Annotated in this window: 14 protein-coding genes; 6 read left to right on the forward strand and 8 right to left on the reverse strand. The window is 40.0% G+C overall.

Annotated features, from left to right (window positions below; genetic code table 11):
* Positions 1–68 precede the first annotated feature (68 nt).
* From EHO58_RS15525 to EHO58_RS15550, 6 genes are all read left to right on the forward strand, one after another.
* Entirely contained in the window at positions 69–1,424 is a 1,356-nt protein-coding gene (locus EHO58_RS15525; RefSeq protein ID WP_135627184.1) for a GAF domain-containing sensor histidine kinase, read from the forward strand.
* Positions 1,421–2,053, forward strand: coding sequence for a response regulator (locus EHO58_RS15530; protein WP_135627183.1), 633 nt, complete (start codon positions 1,421–1,423; stop codon positions 2,051–2,053). Before EHO58_RS15525 ends, EHO58_RS15530 begins: the two co-directional genes overlap by 4 nt.
* Positions 2,054–2,247: 194 nt before the next feature.
* Positions 2,248–8,574 carry a HAMP domain-containing protein gene (locus tag EHO58_RS15535; RefSeq protein WP_135680534.1) on the forward strand — a complete coding sequence of 2,109 codons (6,327 nt, stop codon included), beginning with the start codon at positions 2,248–2,250 and terminating at the stop codon, positions 8,572–8,574.
* Between the two features lie 5 nt (positions 8,575–8,579).
* Complete coding sequence (locus EHO58_RS15540) at positions 8,580–9,755, forward strand: sensor histidine kinase (protein WP_244241206.1); 1,176 nt, start codon at positions 8,580–8,582, stop codon at positions 9,753–9,755.
* Positions 9,752–10,231, forward strand: a complete 480-nt coding sequence (locus EHO58_RS15545; protein ID WP_135627181.1) for a response regulator — start codon at positions 9,752–9,754, stop codon at positions 10,229–10,231. The genes EHO58_RS15540 and EHO58_RS15545 overlap by 4 nt, the downstream gene beginning before the upstream one ends.
* A gap of 60 nt (positions 10,232–10,291) precedes the next feature.
* Complete coding sequence (locus EHO58_RS15550) at positions 10,292–11,053, forward strand: response regulator (protein WP_135627180.1); 762 nt, start codon at positions 10,292–10,294, stop codon at positions 11,051–11,053.
* 3 nt (positions 11,054–11,056) lie between these two features.
* On the opposite strand, the gene EHO58_RS15555 is transcribed toward EHO58_RS15550, so the two are convergent.
* The 8 genes from EHO58_RS15555 to EHO58_RS15590 form a co-directional block, all read right to left on the reverse strand.
* Positions 11,057–13,207 carry a TonB-dependent receptor gene (locus EHO58_RS15555; RefSeq protein WP_135680535.1) on the reverse strand — a complete coding sequence of 717 codons (2,151 nt, stop codon included), beginning with the start codon at positions 13,205–13,207 and terminating at the stop codon, positions 11,057–11,059.
* Positions 13,208–13,619: 412 nt separating this feature from the next.
* Positions 13,620–14,222: a histidine phosphatase family protein gene (locus tag EHO58_RS15560; RefSeq protein ID WP_135627178.1), complete on the reverse strand. Its 603-nt coding sequence runs from the start codon at positions 14,220–14,222 to the stop codon at positions 13,620–13,622.
* 9 nt (positions 14,223–14,231) lie between these two features.
* On the reverse strand, positions 14,232–15,203 hold the full coding sequence (cbiB, locus tag EHO58_RS15565; protein ID WP_135680536.1) for an adenosylcobinamide-phosphate synthase CbiB: 972 nt from the start codon (positions 15,201–15,203) through the stop codon (positions 14,232–14,234).
* Positions 15,200–17,800: a cobyric acid synthase gene (locus EHO58_RS15570; RefSeq protein ID WP_135680537.1), complete on the reverse strand. Its 2,601-nt coding sequence runs from the start codon at positions 17,798–17,800 to the stop codon at positions 15,200–15,202. The genes cbiB and EHO58_RS15570 overlap by 4 nt, the downstream gene beginning before the upstream one ends.
* On the reverse strand, positions 17,797–18,351 hold the full coding sequence (gene cobU / locus EHO58_RS15575; RefSeq protein WP_135680538.1) for a bifunctional adenosylcobinamide kinase/adenosylcobinamide-phosphate guanylyltransferase: 555 nt from the start codon (positions 18,349–18,351) through the stop codon (positions 17,797–17,799). The genes EHO58_RS15570 and cobU overlap by 4 nt, the downstream gene beginning before the upstream one ends.
* Positions 18,339–18,968 (reverse strand): histidine phosphatase family protein, encoded by a 630-nt coding sequence (locus EHO58_RS15580; protein ID WP_135680539.1) that lies wholly within the window; start codon positions 18,966–18,968, stop codon positions 18,339–18,341. Before EHO58_RS15580 ends, cobU begins: the two co-directional genes overlap by 13 nt.
* Positions 18,965–19,669, reverse strand: coding sequence for an adenosylcobinamide amidohydrolase (locus EHO58_RS15585; RefSeq protein ID WP_135680540.1), 705 nt, complete (start codon positions 19,667–19,669; stop codon positions 18,965–18,967). Before EHO58_RS15585 ends, EHO58_RS15580 begins: the two co-directional genes overlap by 4 nt.
* Complete coding sequence (locus EHO58_RS15590) at positions 19,666–21,045, reverse strand: cobyrinic acid a,c-diamide synthase CobB (protein WP_135680541.1); 1,380 nt, start codon at positions 21,043–21,045, stop codon at positions 19,666–19,668. Before EHO58_RS15590 ends, EHO58_RS15585 begins: the two co-directional genes overlap by 4 nt.
* Between the last annotated feature and the right edge of the window lie 2 nt (positions 21,046–21,047).

Genomic DNA, 21,047 nt, shown 5'->3' on the forward strand with positions numbered 1-21,047 from the left:
TTCTTTTTCTTTGCTGTTAGGCGAAAAAACGGATTGAAAGATGAAAATTTTAATTAGATAATCGCGGGGTGCAAGGCTTTTCGAATATCGACCAAGAGCCGAGTTACGGTTCCTTCTCCGAACCTTTTCCTCGCGAATCCGAAGGATTTTCTAACGATGATCCTATTGATAGATCTAATCCGGAAGATCAAAACACTAAAGACGAACTTTTAAAAAAGATCTCCGTTCTGAATCTTCTACAACAAGTGGCCACTGCCGCAAACGAAGCAAATGATGTAGAATCAGTACTTCAATTTTCCGTTGATCGGATTTGTGCGATTGCAGATTGGAAATTGGGTCTTGTATGTTTAGTGTTGGAAGAATCTGAAAGGCCGGAATATTCGTCCATCTCCTTCTCCAGAGAAGAAAAATTCCTGAAAGAGTTTAGGAATTTATTAAGAAGCAAATCCAAAAAAGAAGAATCCATTCTTACCGAAAGAGTTAGAAGCGGTAGAAAACCTATACTACTCGAAAACTTTCCTTCTTATTTAAAAGGAGATATAAAAGAACTTTCACTCAAAGCGGGGGTCGAAGAAGCGATTGGGATCCCTATCTTAGTAAAAGAAAATCTGGTAGGTGTTCTCGAATTTTATTCGGGAAATAAATCTACTGACCCTTCTTTTTTTGAAGCTGTTTCTCATATCAGCTCTCAGATAGGAAGGGTATTTGAAAGAAGGGATGCAGAGAATCATCTTAAAACCTCAGGCGAGCAGCTACGAGCATTATCCGCCAGGCTACAAGAGGTAAGGGAAGAAGAAAGATTACTCGTAGCAAGAGAAATCCACGACGAATTAGGGCAATTATTAACTGTTCTTAAAATAGATCTTACATTATTAAAAAATAATTTTCAAAAGTCTAAGAGCTCCGATTCCGTAGTGTCTGAACTTCTATCCATGATCAAAGTGGCTGACTCAGGTATCGAATCAGTACAAAGGATCGCCACCGAACTTAGACCCTTAATTTTAGAGGATTTGGGCTTATTAGAAGGAATTGAGTGGTATGCCAAAGATTTTGAAAAAAGAACAGGAATTCGCTGCGAAATCAGGATCCCAGTAGGAATTCTATCTCTGGAGAAAGACGCATCTATCGCATTATTCCGTATTTTTCAAGAAGCATTAACTAACGCAGCAAGGCATTCAAAGGCGAGTTCTATTCAGGTTTCCTGTCTGGAAGAAGGTCGATTTCTAATTCTGAAAATCCAGGACAATGGAATAGGAATAGATCCTAAAAAGATGAATCAATCTAAGTCACTCGGACTGATCGGGATGAGAGAAAGAGCAGTAGTTTTAGGCGGAGAAGTTTCCATCTCCGGTGGGCCAGGGAAGGGCGCAAGTGTGATCGTAAAAATACCAATCTCAAATCGAAATAAGGAGGATTTCCTATGATTTCCACATTGATCGCGGATGATCATTTATTGATCCGAGAAGGTTTACGAAAGATCCTTTCGGAGGAGGAAGATATAGAGATCGTTTACGAGGCGGAAAACGGTCAACAGGTTTTGGATTATCTAGCCGGTCAATCCGTGCAGGTTCTGATCTTGGACATTAATATGCCGATGATGAGCGGTTTGGATATATTAAAATATGTTCATAAACTTTCTCCCGACACAAGGGTTCTGATCCTAAGTATGTATCCGGAAGATAGATTTGCAGTACGCGCATTAAAAGCGGGAGCCTCCGGTTATATCACTAAGGCAAGCGCAGGGGATGAATTGATCTCTGCGGTGCGTAAGGTAATTGATGGAGCCAGATATATTAGTCCGGAAGCAACAGAGATGTTAGTAAGAGAACTTTCCAAACCAACGGACAGACTTCCTCATGAAACTCTTTCAGAAAGAGAGTTCCAGATACTTATGCTTTTGGTAAAAGGTAAAAACGTTCGATCTATTTCGGAAGATCTAGGTTTAAGTGTGAATACAGTAAACACATATAGAGCTAGGATCTTCGAGAAGATGAGTTTAAAATCCACACAAGAGCTTGTTCGTTACGCTTACGATCATAAGTTACTAGAATAGACTTTCAGGATCGGAATAACTTGTTTTTGTAATGTCCTTTCATTTCTGTCACATTTCTTGTGACAGAAAAATTCCTCGTTTAACTTAATCCGTACGATCTATTTATGAAATAATTTTTGTTGTTATTCCATTCATTTTACGTCATCATTCTTCTTCGTGCCCATTAACCTTTTGTTATAGGTTCAGGTCCTGACATGAAGAATGCCTCAACTATAGATCCCAAACAAGATAAAGATTCTCTAAATCCGAAACAATTATTGGAAGTTCTCACTGCATTTAAGCGAGGTGACTTTTCCAAACGAATGCCTTTGGATCATGTGGGGATCGCCGGTAAAATTTCAGACTTATTAAACGATATCATGGACCAAAACGATAGAATGGTCAAAGAGTTTGAACGGATCAGTAACGAGGTAGGACAAGAAGGTAAAATTTCCCAAAGGGTAAGCGGGATTTCTTCAACGGGTTCTTGGGGAACTTGTATGAATTCAATCAACTCTCTGATCGGAAACTTGGTACAACCGAATACCGAAGTGATGAGAGTGATCGGAGCAGTAGCAGGTGGTGACCTTTCTCAATACATGTCTTTGGAAATAGAGGGAAGACCTCTTAAGGGAGAATTTTTTAGAACCGCAAAGATCGTAAACATCATGGTGGACCAGTTGAACTCATTCGCTTCCGAGGTAACCAGGGTTGCGAAAGAAGTAGGAACAGAAGGTAAACTTGGAGGACAAGCCGACGTTCGAGGGGTTGCAGGGACTTGGAAGGACTTAACAGATAGTGTGAACTCGATGGCGTCTAACTTGACCGGCCAGGTTCGTGATATTGCAGAGGTTACCAAGGCAGTTGCGACCGGTGACTTATCTAAGAAGATCACCGTGGATGTTAAGGGTGAGATCTTAGAACTCAAAAACACGATCAACACAATGGTGGATCAGTTGAACTCATTCGCGTCCGAAGTAACCAGGGTAGCGAGAGAAGTAGGAACAGAAGGTAAACTAGGTGGACAAGCGGACGTTCGAGGAGTTGCGGGAACCTGGAAAGACTTAACAGATAGTGTGAACTCGATGGCTTCCAACCTTACAGGCCAAGTTCGTAATATTGCAGAAGTTACTACTGCAGTAGCTCGTGGTGACTTATCCAAAAAGATCACAGTGGATGTTAAAGGAGAGATCTTAGAACTCAAAAACACGATCAACACCATGGTGGACCAGTTGAACTCATTCGCTTCTGAGGTAACCAGGGTTGCAAGAGAGGTAGGAACCGAAGGAGAGTTAGGTGGACAGGCGGACGTTCGAGGGGTTGCGGGAACTTGGAAGGACTTAACAGATAGTGTGAACTCGATGGCGTCTAACCTTACAGGCCAGGTTCGTAATATTGCCGAAGTTACTACGGCGGTAGCTCGTGGTGACTTATCCAAAAAGATCACAGTGGATGTTAAAGGAGAGATCTTAGAACTCAAAAACACGATCAACACAATGGTGGACCAGTTGAATTCATTTGCTTCCGAGGTAACCAGGGTTGCAAGAGAGGTAGGAACAGAAGGGGCATTAGGTGGTCAGGCAGATGTGCAGGGTGTTGCGGGAACTTGGAAAGACTTAACGGATAGTGTAAACTCGATGGCTTCCAACCTTACCGGTCAGGTTCGTAATATTGCAGAAGTTACTACAGCGGTAGCTCGTGGAGACTTATCCAAAAAGATCACAGTGGATGTTAAAGGAGAGATCCTAGAGTTAAAGGATACCATTAACACTATGGTGGACCAGTTGAATTCATTTGCTTCCGAGGTAACCAGGGTTGCGAGAGAGGTGGGAACGGAAGGTAAGCTGGGTGGACAGGCGGATGTGCAGGGTGTGGCGGGAACTTGGAAGGACTTAACAGATAGTGTAAACTCGATGGCGTCTAACCTTACCGGTCAGGTTCGTAATATTGCAGAAGTTACTACTGCGGTTGCAACCGGTGACTTATCTAAGAAGATCACAGTGGATGTTAAAGGAGAGATCCTAGAGTTAAAGGATACCATCAACACAATGGTGGACCAGTTGAACTCATTCGCTTCCGAGGTAACCAGGGTTGCGAGAGAGGTAGGAACAGAAGGTAAACTGGGTGGGCAGGCGAACGTTCGGGGAGTTGCGGGAACTTGGAAGGATTTAACAGATAGTGTGAACTCGATGGCGTCTAACTTGACCGGCCAGGTTCGTAATATTGCAGAAGTTACTACTGCAGTTGCGACTGGTGACTTATCCAAAAAGATCACAGTGGATGTTAAGGGAGAGATCCTAGAACTTAAAAACACGATCAATACAATGGTGGACCAGTTGAACTCATTCGCTTCCGAGGTAACCAGGGTTGCGAGAGAGGTAGGTGCTGAAGGTAAACTTGGAGGACAAGCCGACGTTCGGGGAGTTGCGGGAACTTGGAAGGACTTAACAGATAGTGTGAACTTCATGGCTGGTAACTTAACAGGTCAGGTTCGTGATATTGCAGAGGTTACCAAAGCGGTTGCGACAGGTGACTTATCCAAAAAGATCACAGTGGATGTTAAAGGAGAGATCTTAGAACTCAAAAATACGATCAACACGATGGTGGATCAGTTGAACTCGTTTGCTTCCGAGGTAACTCGGGTTGCGAAAGAAGTAGGAACGGAAGGTAAACTTGGAGGGCAAGCGGACGTTCGAGGAGTTGCGGGAACTTGGAAGGACTTAACGGATAGTGTGAACTCGATGGCTTCCAACCTTACCGGCCAGGTGCGTAATATTGCCGAAGTTACTACAGCGGTAGCTCGTGGTGACTTATCCAAAAAGATCACAGTGGATGTTAAAGGAGAGATCCTCGAACTCAAGGATACCATCAACACGATGGTGGACCAGTTGAATTCATTTGCTTCCGAGGTAACTCGGGTTGCGCGAGAAGTGGGGACCGAAGGAGAGTTAGGTGGACAGGCTGATGTTCGAGGAGTTGCAGGGACTTGGAAGGACTTAACGGATAGTGTGAACTCGATGGCTTCCAACCTTACAGGCCAGGTTCGTAATATTGCAGAAGTTACTACTGCAGTTGCTCGTGGTGACTTGTCCAAGAAAATCACAGTGGATGTTAAAGGAGAGATCCTAGAGTTAAAGGATACCATCAACACAATGGTGGATCAGTTGAATTCATTTGCTTCCGAGGTGACCAGGGTTGCAAGAGAAGTAGGAACAGAAGGTAAACTGGGTGGACAAGCGGACGTTCGAGGAGTAGCGGGAACTTGGAAAGACTTAACAGATAGTGTGAACTTCATGGCGAATAATCTCACCACCCAGGTAAGGGGTATCGCAAAAGTTGTGACTTCTGTTGCGAACGGAGACTTAAAGAAAAAGTTATATTTAGAAGCAAAAGGAGAGATTGCAGAACTCTCGGATACGATCAACGATATGATCGATACATTAGGACTCTTTGGGGACCAGGTAACTACGGTTGCAAAAGAAGTGGGTATCGAAGGAAGATTAGGAGGCCAGGCGAGTGTGCCTGGTGCTGCGGGTCTTTGGAGAAACCTTACCGATAACGTGAACCAGCTTGCATCAAACCTAACCACTCAGGTAAGGGCGATCGCAGAAGTGGCAACAGGTGTGACCAAGGGAGATCTCTCTCGAACAGTAACCATCCAAGCGGCAGGAGAGGTAGCAGCCTTATCGGATAATATTAACGAAATGATCCGAAACTTAAGAGAAACCACTCGGATCAACACTGAGCAAGACTGGTTAAAAACAAACCTTGCAAAATTCACAAGGTTATTACAAGGACAAAGAAACTTAGTCAACGTAAGTAAACTTATCTTATCCGAACTTGCGCCTCTTGTTTCCGCACAACATGGAGCATTCTTCATCACAGAAAATGTGGAAGAAGGTCCTCTACTCAAACTACTTGTAAGTTATGCCTACCAAGAAAGAAAAAACGTATCCAATCGTTTTTATCCGGGAGAAGGTCTGATAGGCCAATGTTTCTTGGAAAAAGAAAGGATACTTGTTACTCAAGTCCCTTCTAGTTATATCATGATCAATTCGGCTTTAGGAGAGGCGCCCCCTATCAATATAGTCGTTTTACCGGTGTTATTCGAGGGAGAAGTGAAGGCAGTGGTCGAACTTGCTTCCTTCTCTAACTTTACTCCCATCCATTTGAACTTCTTGGATCAGTTGACTGAAAGTATCGGGATCGTATTGAACACGATTGCCGCGGGTATGAGAACGGAAGAACTTCTGATCCAATCTCAAACTTTAACGGAAGAGTTGCAAGGACGACAAGAAGAATTGACCAATACCAACCAACGTCTGGAAGAACAGGCCAAATCTCTGAAGGCCTCCGAGGATATGCTCAAAGACCAAAGGGAAGAGTTGCAGGAAAAGAACGAAGAGTTGGAGGAAAAAGCAAGACTACTCGCTAAAAAGAATAGCGAGGTAGAAAGAAAAAACAGAGAGGTAGAACAAGCAAGGCATTCCTTAGAGGAAAAGGCTCGTCAGCTTGCACTCACTTCCAGATACAAATCGGAGTTCTTGGCGAACATGTCCCATGAATTAAGGACTCCTTTGAATAATATGTTGATCCTTTCTCGATTATTGTATGATAACGAGAGTAAGAACCTATCTGAAAAACAGACTGAATACGCAAAAACAATCCACAGTTCCGGAAACGATCTATTACAATTGATTAATGATATATTAGATCTTTCTAAAATTGAATCCGGTAAGATGAGTGTGGATCTGGATTCGGTTTCTATAGAAGAATTGGGAGGATATTTAGATCGTTCTTTTAGAGAAACTGCAAGGAATAAGGATCTGAAATTCCAGGTAGAAATAGATCCTGAACTTCCTTCTAGGATCACCACTGACTTGCAAAGATTACAGCAGGTCCTCCAAAACCTTCTATCCAATGCATTCAAATTTACTCATAAAGGTGGGGTAAAATTGAGAATAGAATCTTCTCCTGCGGGTTGGAGTAAGGATCATAAGATCTTAGGCCAAGCAGGTGGTGTGATCGCATTCTCCGTGATAGATACTGGTATAGGTATCTCTCTCGAAAAGCAAGGTCTGATCTTCGAGGCATTCAGGCAAGCAGACGGAAGTACTAGTAGAAAATATGGAGGAACAGGACTCGGGCTTTCTATTAGTAAGGAGATTACTCGTATCTTAGGTGGAGAATTAAAACTGGAAAGTGAGCCGGAAGTAGGAAGTAAATTTACTTTATATCTTCCATTGGATTATATCCAGGTAGAAGAAAATCCTATCGAACCTGATTCGATCAAATGGTCCGAGAACCCGGACAATGATTTGTCAGGTTCCGGCGATTCTTATGTAAGAAGTAAGATTAAGGCCACTCGAAGAGTTTTGGAAGATGAAACACAAAACGAATCTAAAGAAAAGGTTTTGATCATAGAAGAAGATGAAACATTCGCGAAATCACTTTTAGAAATAGCCAAAAGTAACGGTTTCAAGGGGACCGTAGCATTGGATGGAAAGAGCGGAATATCGGCGTTACAAGAATCTTCTTTTAACGCTGTCTTGTTGGACGTCCAACTCTCTGATATGGATGGAAGTTTGATCCTGAACTGGTTAAAACGAAATCCTAAACTCAGACAACTCCCGGTTCATGTTCTTTCAGGAGAAAATGATTGGAGGAGAAGTCTGGAGATCGGAGCCATTTCTCATTTAAGAAAGCCTGTAGGAATAGAATCACTTAACGAAGCATTCGAGAAGATCAAGACCTATTTACATAAAGTAGACAAAACGATTTATGTTTGTGGAATAGAGAAGGAACATTCCGAATTCTTAATGGATAAACTTACCTCCAAAGATCTTGTTCTGAGAAGTATAGAGTCGGGCCGGGAACTTATGGATATTCTGCAAAAAGAGATCCCAGACTGTATTCTGATCGGTAACGAATTTAAGGATATGTCCGTTTCAGATCTGGTTTCTAAGATCACTCTATTGGATCCGGAAAGAACATTAATACTATTCTATTCGGATGATAAGAACGGGCCGGAAAGTTTTCAGAAACTTCTATCCTTTAACGGTTCGAATATCATAAAATTCGTAAATTCTTTTGCGAGTTCTTTGGAGGAGATAAAGATCCATTTGCATGAACCTGAATCCATTTCTAAGTCGGGAGATACATATTCTCTAGAAGGGCATAAGGTTCTGATAGTGGATGACGATGTAAGGAATATATTCGCATTAACGAGTATGTTGGAATTGCATAAGATGAAAATACATTATGCGGAGAATGCATTAGACGGAATTAATATTTTGGAAAAAAATCCGGATATAGAGATCGTTCTTATGGATGTGATGATGCCGGATATGGATGGATACGAGGCAATGAAAGTGATCCGTTCAAAAGTCGAATTTACAAATCTCCCTATTTTAGCGCTTACAGCTAAGGCGATGAAAGGGGATCGGGAAAAATGTATAGAAGCCGGTGCGACCGAATATATAACCAAGCCGGTAAGTGTGGACCATTTGCTTTCTTTACTTCGGGTGTTGTTGTGCAGGTAGAAGATATGGAACAACCAATGAAAGTGAGTATTTTATTAGTGGATGATCATGCGGATAATCTGCAAGTAATGGAGCATATTCTTAAAAGCCCCGAATTAAATTTGATCAAAGCGGGTTCTGGAGAAGCAGCATTAAAGGCACTTTTAGATGAACCGGACGAAGTCGCATTGATATTCATGGACGTGAGAATGCCCGGAATGGACGGATTCGAAGCGGCGGCATTGATCCGACAAAGGGAAAAATGCGCCAAGATCCCGATCATCTTTCTTACTGCTTATGCAAATAACGAAACCGGAATGTTCAAAGGATATTCTTTGGGGGCAGTGGACTTCTTAGTAAAACCTACAGCGCCGGAGATCCTAAGATCTAAGGCGGCGGTATTTGTAGACCTACATAAGAAAAACAAAATATTAAGGATCCAAGAAGAACTTCTGAGACAAAGCCATGACGAGTTAGAGATACGTGTAGAAGAAAGGACTTTCGAGCTGCATAGAGTTAATAACGAGCTAATGACTGAAATCGCGGAAAGGAAAAAAGCAGAAGAAGCATTAACTGCTTCCTTAAAGGAAAAGGAAGTTCTGCTTAGGGAGATACATCATAGGGTTAAGAATAATCTTCAGATCGTTTCCAGTATCCTAAGTCTTCAAGGAAACTATATAACGGATCGTAAATCTTTAGAAATGTTCCAAGATTGCCAATCTAGGATCAAATCTATAGCTTTGATTCACGAGTTATTATACCAAAATGAGGACCTGGCCCATACTGACTTCCAGGAATATCTGAACAGTTTGGTTACCAATCTTCTAAGGACTTATAGAGTAAATTCCAGGATCAAATTCGAAATACATGCGGAATCTGTTCATTTAACATTAGATACTGCGATCCATTGCGGGTTAATTGTAACGGAACTTGTCACAAATTCATTAAAATACGGATTTAGGGACAGAGATGAAGGGACAATCCAAATCTCTATTATATCTAAATACGAAGAGTATTCTTTAACTGTGGAAGATGACGGGGTAGGGTTTCCGGAAGAAATTGACTATCGACAAACCGATTCTTTGGGTTTACAATTGGTCAATACTTTGACCCAGCAAATAGATGGAAGTTTGATCTTGGATCGGAGCAAAGGGACTAAGTTCACATTGGTCTTTCGAGAAAGGAGCCGAGTCCGAAAATGATCTCCAGCGAAGCAAAAATATTGATCGTAGAAGACGAGAGTATCGTAGCCAAAGATATACTTCATAAATTGTCGGATCTTGGATATGATTTTGTAAGTATAGCTTCTACGGGGAACGAAGCATTAAGAAAAGTTTATTTAGATAAACCGGACCTTCTACTCATGGATATCATGTTATCCAGAGGAAATTACGATGGAATAGAGACAGTCCAGGAAATTTTGGATAAAATGGATCTGCCGGTGATCTATCTTACAGCTTACGCGGATGAATCCACTCTTCTTCGTAGTAAACCCACGAGGCCTTATGGATATCTGTTGAAACCTTTTCAGACAAAAGAATTACAAATAGCGATAGAGATCGCTTTGAATAAACATGGGTTGGATAAAAAAAGAAAAAGGGAAAGAAGGAATATGTCCGCCATACTCCATGGGGTAAAAGATCTTATAAAAAAATCCTCGGAAGAGGCGGGTGTCTAATCTAATTTTATGAATTATAATATTCATATTTTTTGATATTAGAATATTTAGGAAGATGAAATGAGGGATACCAGAATTTTAATCGTAGAGGACGAAGGGCTTGTGGCCCAGGATATCCGTCATAGACTGATAAGGATGGGATATCCGGAGCCTAGCATCGCAAATACGGGAGAAACTGCGGTCAAACAGGCAATTGCTCTTCAGCCCGATCTAATCCTAATAGATATAGTTCTTGCAAATGGGTATTTGGACGGGATAGACGCTGCCAAAAGGATCCGAAAGTTTTTAGATGTTCCAATCGTTTATATTACCGCTTCTTCCGATTCGCAGACTTTAACAAGAGCTAAATTAACGGAACCGAATGCATATATTCTGAAACCGTTTCAAACGAGGGAATTGCAGATAGTCATCGAGCTTATTCTTTACAAACACGAAGTGGAGAAGGAGTTAATGGAGAAGGCGAGACTTGTCTCTACTGAGCTTCGGAATATGCAGGAAGGAGTGATTGCCTTTGATTCTAAGGGGCAGATTTCTTTTATGAATTTATCTGCGGAGAAACTTACTGGTTGGTTGGAATCGGACGCAATAGGAAAACCTATCGGAGATGTTTTGAGTATGAAAAACATTCCAGATATGGAAAGTTTCGAGTTGGATAGTCATTTTGCGGAAAAAATCCCGTTAGAGACGGTTCCTTCTCATGGACTTTTACTTTCTAAGAACGGACTCAGTACTGAAGTGTTTACGTTTACTAAGTCCGTTCCTAAAAATAAGGAAGTGGACGTAGATCGTATTTTGGTAATACGGGACTACGTCAAAAAATAGATCCTAAAAGGAAGCTCTCATAGAAAGTCGTACCGACCTAGGTTGAGCAGGGTGGGTATGAATATCATTATATCCTCCTTCATTAGGACCGACTACTTCGTTCTTTAATCTGGAAGCATAATAATAATCTATATCACTTACATGAGCATTCAATAAATTGAATACTTCGAAAACGATACTCAGGTCTTCCCCAAAATTCTTTCCTAACTGAAGATTCACTGTAGTTGTCGAAGGGGAGCGAACGGAATTATCTTCTATTAAAGAACGATTTCCGAAATACCTGACTCTAAGGGACCCGAAAATACCATCAGTGTTTTTTAATGTGATTCCTGATGCTAATGTGTTACGAATGGACCCCGGGATATAATTTCCTGACGGATCATCGTCTCTGAACCTGGATCTGGAAGTGGCAAAGTCTGCGTCTATCATCAGCCAAGAATTATAAGAATAATAATTGGCCCATTCGAATCCTTTTCTGGTGCTTGGTCTACTCGCTTCCGTTGTTCCATTATCTCCTGTAAATAGAAGTTCAGAATTCATATCCAATTGCCAAACTGAGAACGTGGATTGCCAACCATGGACGGGTTCGGTTCTAAGTCCGACTTCTCCTCCTCTTGTTTGGACTAACGGATCTGCTGGATCTGTTTTTTGAACCACACCTCTTGCGTCGTTACTATGGAATCCGTATCCCCCGCTTATATAAAATTCCGTTTTAACCCAAGGCCCGATGATGATACTTCCTTTCGGGCTATAAAGTCTCGCATTTCTGTCTGATCTTTCTTTCGTTCCCCAATCATCTACGCTAAACTTATAATAATCGCCTCTTAGGCCGAAAACAGTTCTGAATTTTTTGGACCATTGTATCTTGTTTTCATAATAAATCCCGGAACTTAATTGTATAATTCCGTCTTCTCTGACCGTTTCTAACCTTGCTCTTTTTTCAGTATGAAAAAGACCGTTTTGGATATAATCCCTTCTGATTTGTAGCCCGATCGTATTTTCCATACGGATTCCCCAAAATTCACTGATATCCTTATAACTGGATTTACTCCCGGCAATCGTTCTACGATCCGCCTGTTCGTGTTGGTCACCTCTTACTGGATCGTCCAAATAATAAGTGAAGTTGGAGAATAATCGTAAATCGTAATATATTCCGTAAAATTGAGTTTTTGCCTCATATCCTTTTTCTAAACGATGTGCTTCGAAATTGATGCTGGCTCTATTAGACCATCCACCATCGTTGTGATCCACACTTTCGAATCGGCTTAAGCCTGAATCCGGATCCAACCAGGAATCACCCATTCTAAGAGCCCTTTTGGGAGCCTGACCAGTAGAATGCCAACTACCTTTATATCCCATGAGACTGATGCTGAATCCTTTCTGTTTGTCTCCTACGGAATAACTTGTAACACCATTCACTCTTCTGAAGTTATCCGAAATTACCCAAGGTCCGTCATTATGAGAAGCCTCGAACGCATACAAAAGATCTCCCGGACCTATTTTATGGGATTTTGCGATCAGAGTCCTCGCATAACCTAAGGTTCCACCTTCTATATTCGCGATCCCTTTCGCCAAACTTTTATAATAAGAAATATTGAATGCACCTGCGGAAGCAAAATCTCCTTGGTCTGCATAATAGACACCTTTCTTATATTGCATTTGCTCCACAAGTTCCGGGATAAGAAAATTCAGATCCGTATAACCTTGCCCATGAGCATGACTAACATTATTTACAGGCATCCCATCCACATTGGAAGCCAGGTCGGTCCCATGGTCCAAATTGAAACCTCTTAGAAAGAATTGGTTCGCTTTACCTCCACCACTATGTTGAGTTACTATCACACCTGGGATTAACTCGGCAACTTCTCCCTGTCTCATAATTGGTCTTGTTTTGATCTGGTCGGGGCCAACAACACCTTCACTTGCAGAGGATGCTATCCCGATCAAATTGGATCTTCTATCTCTGATTACGATTGCATCAGGTTTGTATTCGGAGATCTTTTTTTTAAGCTCTAATTTTTCGGCTTCCGTTCTTTCTTTTCCGTTAGTCGGTTTTGTTTCCTGGTCCTGAGATAGGATAGGAGAGAAGATCGCACATAGAAAGTACGATAAGGATATGCCTATACCGGCAATCCGAAGGATGTTTTGCCTCATGTTTTCGTCCGTTTTCTTTGGAAAACTTCCGAAACTAAGATAAACTAACAAATGTTAGTCTAATTTATGTCAAAATAAGAATATATAGATATTCTAATGTACACAATTAGGAATTTACCCTTGTTTGCGGGAGCCCCGATTTTTAACTTCCGGGGCCCTTCGCGGATGCACGGACGTGCTTGGCGAGAATGCAAACTTACCTATCCTCGAGGTTTAAGTCTGCAGGGAGATCTGGCTTGCGGAATTAGAACAAAAAGATAAAATCTTTACGATCTATTCCGATCACAGTTGCGGGTCAGCGTGGGAGTTACACCCAACTTCATCCTGAAAGTTAAGACGATCTTTTGAACCTTCACATATTATTCAATGAAAAAAGTTTCATAAGATTTAAAAAAGGACGTTCTAATTTATTTTACTTACCTATAATTTTTTCCGGAATCTCTAGTGGAATAGATAATTCTATCACTTCACAATTTCCTAGTTTAGAGTGTGAAAATTTTTTCAGTGAAAAATGTTCATAAAATCTGGAAAGAACGAATCCGTGACTACAGATCGCAATATTATTTTTTCTATGTAGTTTCAATAAATTTAATATAGATTCTATAATTCTCAGTTCAGCTTCCGATTTACTTTCTCCTCCTGGAAATCTGAATTGGTCGTACACTTTTTCAGAACTCTTCCAGGCGGAATAAGATTCCTCTCCGAATTTATTAGGAAGATCCGATTCTAAAATTCCTTGCGCTTCTCCTAAATGAATCTCTCTGAGCCCAGGGTGATATATGATCTTTATTCCTAATTGATGAGAGATTTGTTCTGATGTTTCTTTTGCTCTTTTTAAATCGCTGCTAAAGATAAGTTCTATTTTTTTATTCTTTAATTTTTCGGCTAATTTAGAAGCTTGTTCTTTGCCGAACTCCGAGAGTGGAGTATCGGTCTGCCCTTGTAATCTTCTTTCTTTGTTCCATACCGTTTCTCCATGTCGGATTAGGAAAAGTTGATATTCTTTTTGATTCATAGAGGAAGTTTAAGATTGGAAGAAGGCCCCAATTATCAAATGAATTACTTGTCCGAGGCCTAAAAACAAGACGGAAGAAAGAATTGAGGTCAAAAATATAATCCTGTTTGCGTCTAAGATCAGATTCGGCACCAATTTACGATCCGGATCTCCTAATTTTGGTTTTTCACTTGGGATTCCTGAGTAATAATTTCTTCCACCTAATTGTATTTTTAAAGCTCCAGCTAAGGCTGCCTCACAAAGTCCTGAATTAGGACTTGGATGTTTTTTCCCGTCTCTGATCAGTATTTTAAGGGATCTTAATGGATAAAAACCTAAAATAGCGGAAGAAATACAAAGTATAGGAGCAGTTAGTCTTGCTGGAATATAATTTGCAAGATCATCCATTCTGGCAGAGGCCCATCCAAATTTCAGATAAATTTCGTTTTTATAGCCGAAGAGTGAGTCCAGTGTATTGATTGAACGATAGAACATAGCAAGACAAGGTCCTCCCAATGCTGCAAAAAAAAGCGGGGCAGTGATCCCGTCTACCAGGCTTTCTCCTACACTTTCTAAACCTGCTCTGACTATCTCAGGTTCTTCTAAATTTGCAGTATCTCTACCTACGATCCTGCCTACCATAAGTCTTGCTTTTTCCAGATCATTTTCATGGAGTGCGGAGTATACGTCCTTACTATGGTCCAAAAGGTCTTTTAATGCAATACTGGTATATATAATAAATGCGGATGTGAGTTCTGCTAAAAAAGGATGAAGATAACGAGAGAATTCAATAATTACCCAAGGGAATATAAAAGAAATGGAATATACTGAAAAGGAAGTTATTATTCCCGCAAATTTTTCCGAAAATATATACTTTCTGGTAATCTTCTCCATAAATCTTGCAAACTTGCCAATAAGTCTGACAGGATGCGGAAAACCTTGGGGGTCTCCAAAACCGAGATCCAGAAGTATAGAAGCAGGAAGGATCCAAATGGAATTCATGCTAATCCCAGAATCCTATAAATCCGATTCATATTCACTGAATTTCTAACTTCTTCTGCTAAACGATCTAAATTAGTTTCTAATTCATATTTAGCTTGGATGTTCACTAAAGGTTTCATTCCTTTTCTGGTTCGGATCTTATCTAAAAAACTTCTTCTAAACTCGTCTTCGTCGAATACTCCATGCAAATAGGTTCCCCAAACTTTTTCCGAAATCCCTTGGTGCCCTAAACTTTCTCCGGAGATATTTTGAAATATGGATTTTGCATAAATTTCTTTCGTATTTCCGTGATGAATTTCATAACCGGATACTTTTTTTCCGGACAGAAGATGGATACCTTCGGTTTGTTTCAGTAATTTTTCTTTTTCTAAAACTGTTTTGACTCCGATCAGATTTAAACCTTTCGCAGAGCCAAGATTACTTTCTATTTGGAATGGATCGTGGACGGATTCTCCTAACATCTGGTATCCTCCGCAAATCCCTATAATTTCCACTTTTCCTTCTTTATGAAAATTTAAAATAGTTTCTGAAATTCCTGATTCTTTCAGGTAAGTCAGATCTGTGATCACATTTTTACTTCCAGGGAGGATTAAAACATCCGGGTTCCCGATTTCGTCTTTTCTCTGGGCAATCCTGACTCTAACATCTGGTTCTATTCTTAGAGAATCCAGATCTGTATGATTTGAGATCCTGGGTGTGTCGATTAGGACTATATCAACTCTGTCTCCCAGTGGGGAGGTATCATTTAAACTGCCTGATTTGAATTCTAGAGAATCTTCTTCAGGTAGTCTTAGATTGTTTAGAAATGGCACAATTCCAAATACGTTCTTGCGAGTAGTTTCTTCTAAATATTTGATCCCTGGATCGAGTAAACTTTTTATTCCTCTGAACCGATTGATCAGGAAACCTGAAACTAGTTTTCTTTCCCATTCTGACATAGTTTCCATGGCACCCACAAATGAGCCGAATACTCCTCCATGATCTATATTACCGACTAATAATACTTTTGCCTTGGCATATTCCGCCATTCTCATGTTTACAATATCTTTATCTTTTAAATTGACTTCAGAAACTCCTCCGGCTCCTTCTAAAACCACCATATCGAATTCTTCAGAAAGTGAACTGTATGATTTTTTTACCTCGTCAAATGCACTTAACTTGAATTTCATATAATCCCTGAAATCCATCGCCTCGACCGGTTTTCCGTTTAGTATAACTTGGGAATCTTTTTCACTGGATGGTTTGAGAAGGATAGGGTTCATTCTATAATCCGCCCTGATCTTACATGCTTGGGCTTGTAATGCCTGTGCTCTTCCTATCTCTGCACCTTCGTAAGTCACAAAAGAGTTTAATGCCATGTTTTGAGATTTGAAAGGTGCTACTTTAAATCCATCCTGGGTAAAGATCCTGCAGAACGCGGTTGCCAATATACTTTTACCTACGTTGGAAGCCGTACCTTGGAGCATAAGTGCAGGTTTTGTTTTTTTTATTTTAGAAGGTTTTGGATTTTTTTTAAATATGGAGCGGAATGTTTGTATAAACCTTTCATTTTCTTCAGGAGTTTTGATTGAAATCCTTATATAATTATTTTCTAATCCACTAAAATTACCGCAGTTTCTAACTCCGATCTTGAATTCTTTAAGAAGAAGGTACTCTAATTCCGAAATATCCCTTTTTGGATCCGAAAATTCCAGAAGAATAAAATTCGTATCTGTATCATAGATCCGGAAAATTTCCAAATTTTCCAGGTCCTTTTTAAATATGTTCTTCCACTCAGTGATTTTTTCTTTGGTTTCTAATAGAAATTTCTGGTCTTCACCGAATTTTTCCAGAATGGAAGCGCTTAAACTATTTAAGGACCAACTAGGAAGAAGTTCCGAAATTTTGGAGGCAACCTTGGGATCCGTTAACAAAACTCCTATCCTAAGTCCGGGAAGAGCTAAAATTTTAGTCAAAGACCAAAGTACTGCCAGATTTTCGGATCTAAAATTTCGAAATGAAATATCTCCCGGACAAAAATCTATAAAAGATTCATCTATTACAAAAAACGAATTTTTATGATCGGAAGCGATTTTTAGGATCTTTTCTCTATTTAATAATTTTCCTGTGGGATTGTTTGGATGTCCTAATAGGACTAAAATTTGTTTTTCAGGATTTTTTTCTAAAATTTGGATGAGCTCATCATAATTTAATTCAAAGTTGGATCCTTTTTGGAGATGTATTTCCTGGATCTGTAACCCGGCTAATTTTAGACTTTTTTGATAATCGATATAAGAAGGTTGGACGATTACTCCCAGATCGAAATTTTTTATCTTAGGAAGAATATTGATTAACTCCGAGGCACCATTTCCAAAAACAATTTCTTCTTTTGGAATATTCCAATGTTTCTCTAAAGAGATTCTCACCTTTGTGTAATTCGGATCCGGATAATGTATCAGGTCGCTGATCCGTGAATGGATCAATGGGCGGACCCAATCCGGAAAACCTAGAGGATTTAGGTTAGAGGAGAAATCCAGAATTTCTGCAGGATCAACCCCGGCAATGTTCGCCATCCTGAATAAATTTCCTCCATGGGGACTTATATGATCCGATTTCATAAGTTATTATCCGTAGAAGTTTTGATTCGGATCGGTATGCCGCTCACTAAAAAATACACTTCATTTGCGATAGATGCAAATGTTTGGTTGCAGATCCCTAATAGATCTCTATACAATCTGCCTTCTTTATTTTCCGGAACGAGACCCATTCCGACTTCATTGGTGACTATAAATACATTTTTTGCTTTTGAATCCAAGATATGTTTTCCTAAATTTAAACAAGTCATGTTGATCTGTTCTTGAGTAAGATTTAGGTTTTTATTATTCGCATCAAACATCAAATTATTGATCCAAAGACTTAGGCAATCCAGAAGCACAATAGATCCTGAAGGGATGGAATCAAATAGAGAGGAAAGTTCCAATTCTTCCTCTATCGTGTTCCAATCTATTCTTTCTTGCCGGTGTCTTTGTATCCTTGCATCCATTTCGGAATCTATGCGAGGGCAGGTGGCTAAAAAGAATTTTTCTCCTACTAGAGAATTCGCCTTTTCTAATGCGAATCTGCTTTTTCCACTTCTACATCCTCCGGTCACTAAAATTATCCTGGCCATTCCGATCTCCTTATACCAGGAATTCTAATAAGATCAGTTAAGACTGCTTGGCCATTATGAAATATATCTAAGTAAATAAGTGTAGAAGGAGAAATTTTGAACTTTGTATAGAAAGAATACGGGAGTCCTAAAAAGGAACAAAGCAAACTGGAGAGAATTCCTCCATGACTTAAAATAAAAATGTAACGATCCGGTGAGGAGAGAATATGTTCTTTGAATATTTCCGTTCTCCTCTGGAATTCATTCAAACTTTCTCCATTCGGAAATCTGAAAGAAGAAGAAAAATTCGCGAACTTTTTTAAACCTTCTAAATTTATTTCAGCTAACTCTGAAAAAGATCTGCCTTCCCAATTCCCAAAATCCAATTCTTGTAATTCATCCCTTAGTTCAGGATGGATCTCTTTAGGAAATCCTAATGTGTGAAAAGTTTCTTTACATTGAATGCTTGGGCTTAAATATACTTTTCCATTCAAGAATTTCTCTTGGACTTTTACTTTAATTTTTTCTATTTCTTGGACCCCTTCTTCGGAGAGAGAGACTTCTTTTCTTCCCAAATATTTTCCTCCATATTCTGAAGGAATGCTTGGATGCCTAAGTAAACATAATGATTTTTTCATATATTTACGTGTATCCCATGTTCCGAAAGCAGTTGGTTTCTGGTTTTTTTCCATTTAAGGATGCCTAGTTTGACTGCTTCGTAAGAGGCGGCTCCGATCAGATGCCCCAAGACTGTATGTTTTCCCACATAATCTAATCCATTCGTTGAAATAGGAGAGATTATCCCGATACAGTCCGTGCCTGTACCAGTAGCGGGTTTGTTTTCGCCATGTAACAAGATCTCCGATTCTAAAACAGCTAAGGTCCTTGCCTCGGACGCTATAGAGATTGCCTCAATACATGCTGAAAAGGTGATTGTTTCGGAAGTTTGGACGAGTAAGTTGATTGTTCCTATTTTTTTATTTTGTTTTGGAGGATCTCCGACTCTAACTGCATTTCCTAAACCAACGGTTGCGATGGATCTAACGTGTAAATTATCCATACTTTTTTCGGCTACAGAATAATTTAAAAGAGAAGCACTTGTCATAAAGCCTAAAACTTCTTCTTTTTCTCCCTTATCTACTAAACAGTTTCTATAAAATTCTTCCGGAAGTATCTCAGGGCTTAAGTCGGAATTGGAGACTTTCAACCAGTAGACTTTATTCGTGGTTAAATATCCTCCTCCCACCACTGCCCAGCTTAAAGAAGAGTGGGGTTGCGAAAGTTGGAGTTCCAGCCAAGTTTCGGAAACTCTGATTTGATCTTTTTGAAAAAAGTTCAAACTTTAAATCTCCTACAAGAAGCTATAAAGTTTTTCGGTATTTCAGGATTTGATGCCCAATGCGCATGCACATAACTTGCTAAAACATTTGAAACGGTATAACCTTCTTTAGTTGTTTGTTCCGATTTTCGCTTTCTGATATGATAGGAGAATAATGACTCATCTTCGTTTTCTAAGATGAGGTCGGAATATCTGAATTGATGTCCTCTAAATCGGATGCCGGCTTCCCCCAGGATGGTCCTTTTTTCGGTATGAACTTCTACATAACCTAAACTTTTGAGTTTAGGGCCCATGATCGCTTTGCCAGGAATAAGTCCTACCATGGGGAAACTTTTCTCTTCTAACGTTTGGATCTCCGAGGAAAGATACATCAGTCCTCCGCATTCTGCATATATAGGTCTTTCCGAATTTGCGAAATTTTTGATCTCTTGTATTAGGCCTTTATTTTTCGATAAAGGATCTGCGAATAGTTCCGGATATCCTCCTCCAAAGTATAATCCATCTACTTCCGGGAGTTTAGTATCTTTTAGTGGAGAGAAAAAGACGAGTTCTGCTCCTTCTTCTCTCAATTTTTTAAAATTTTCTTCATAATAAAAATGAAATGCTTCATCGTAGGCGACTCCGATTTTACAATCTTTCGTCTTTGTTTGAGTCTCGACTAATTCTTTCGCTATAAGTGGGGGAGCAGAATTTGCAATTTCTAAAATTTTATTTAGATCCAGCCACTCTTCCGATAAATTTTGCCAATAAGAAAGTTTTTCTTCGGTTAAAATATCCGGACCGGCAGTGCGAAGTCCCAAATGTCTTTCAGGAAAGGAATAATCATTGGATTTCGGAAATCCACCTAAAACAGGTAAAGGAATACTTGCAGTTTCTATAATGGAAAGATGGCTTTTACTTCCTATAAAATTTGCAACAAAACCTTGGATGGGAACTTGAGGATCGTAATTTTTGATACCGGAAGCAATTGCTGAAAAAGTCGCCGCCATTCCCGATGCATCTATCAATATTATTGTGGGGACTTCTAACCATTTAGCAATTTCGGCAGTAGAGCCTGTTTCTGAATTGGGTGAATGGCCATCGAATAATCCCATCACTCCTTCTATGATGGAAATGTCCGATCCCTGGCTTGCGCTTACAAAACTGGAAATTACGGATTCTTTTCCCATCAGCCATCCATCCAGATTTTGGCAGGTTTTACCTGTAACGAAAGAATGATAGCCTGGATCTAGATAGTCCGGTCCACATTTGAATACAGAAACTTTTAGACCTTTAGCTTGTAATGCCTTGGTAAGTGCTATTGTAAATGTGGTCTTTCCCGTACCACTTCCTGTTCCGGAGATCAGTATTCTAGGTATTTTGATCTCTTGTATCATAT

The organism is Leptospira selangorensis, assembly GCF_004769405.1.
GTDB classification, from domain to species: Bacteria; Spirochaetota; Leptospiria; order Leptospirales; family Leptospiraceae; genus Leptospira_B; species Leptospira_B selangorensis.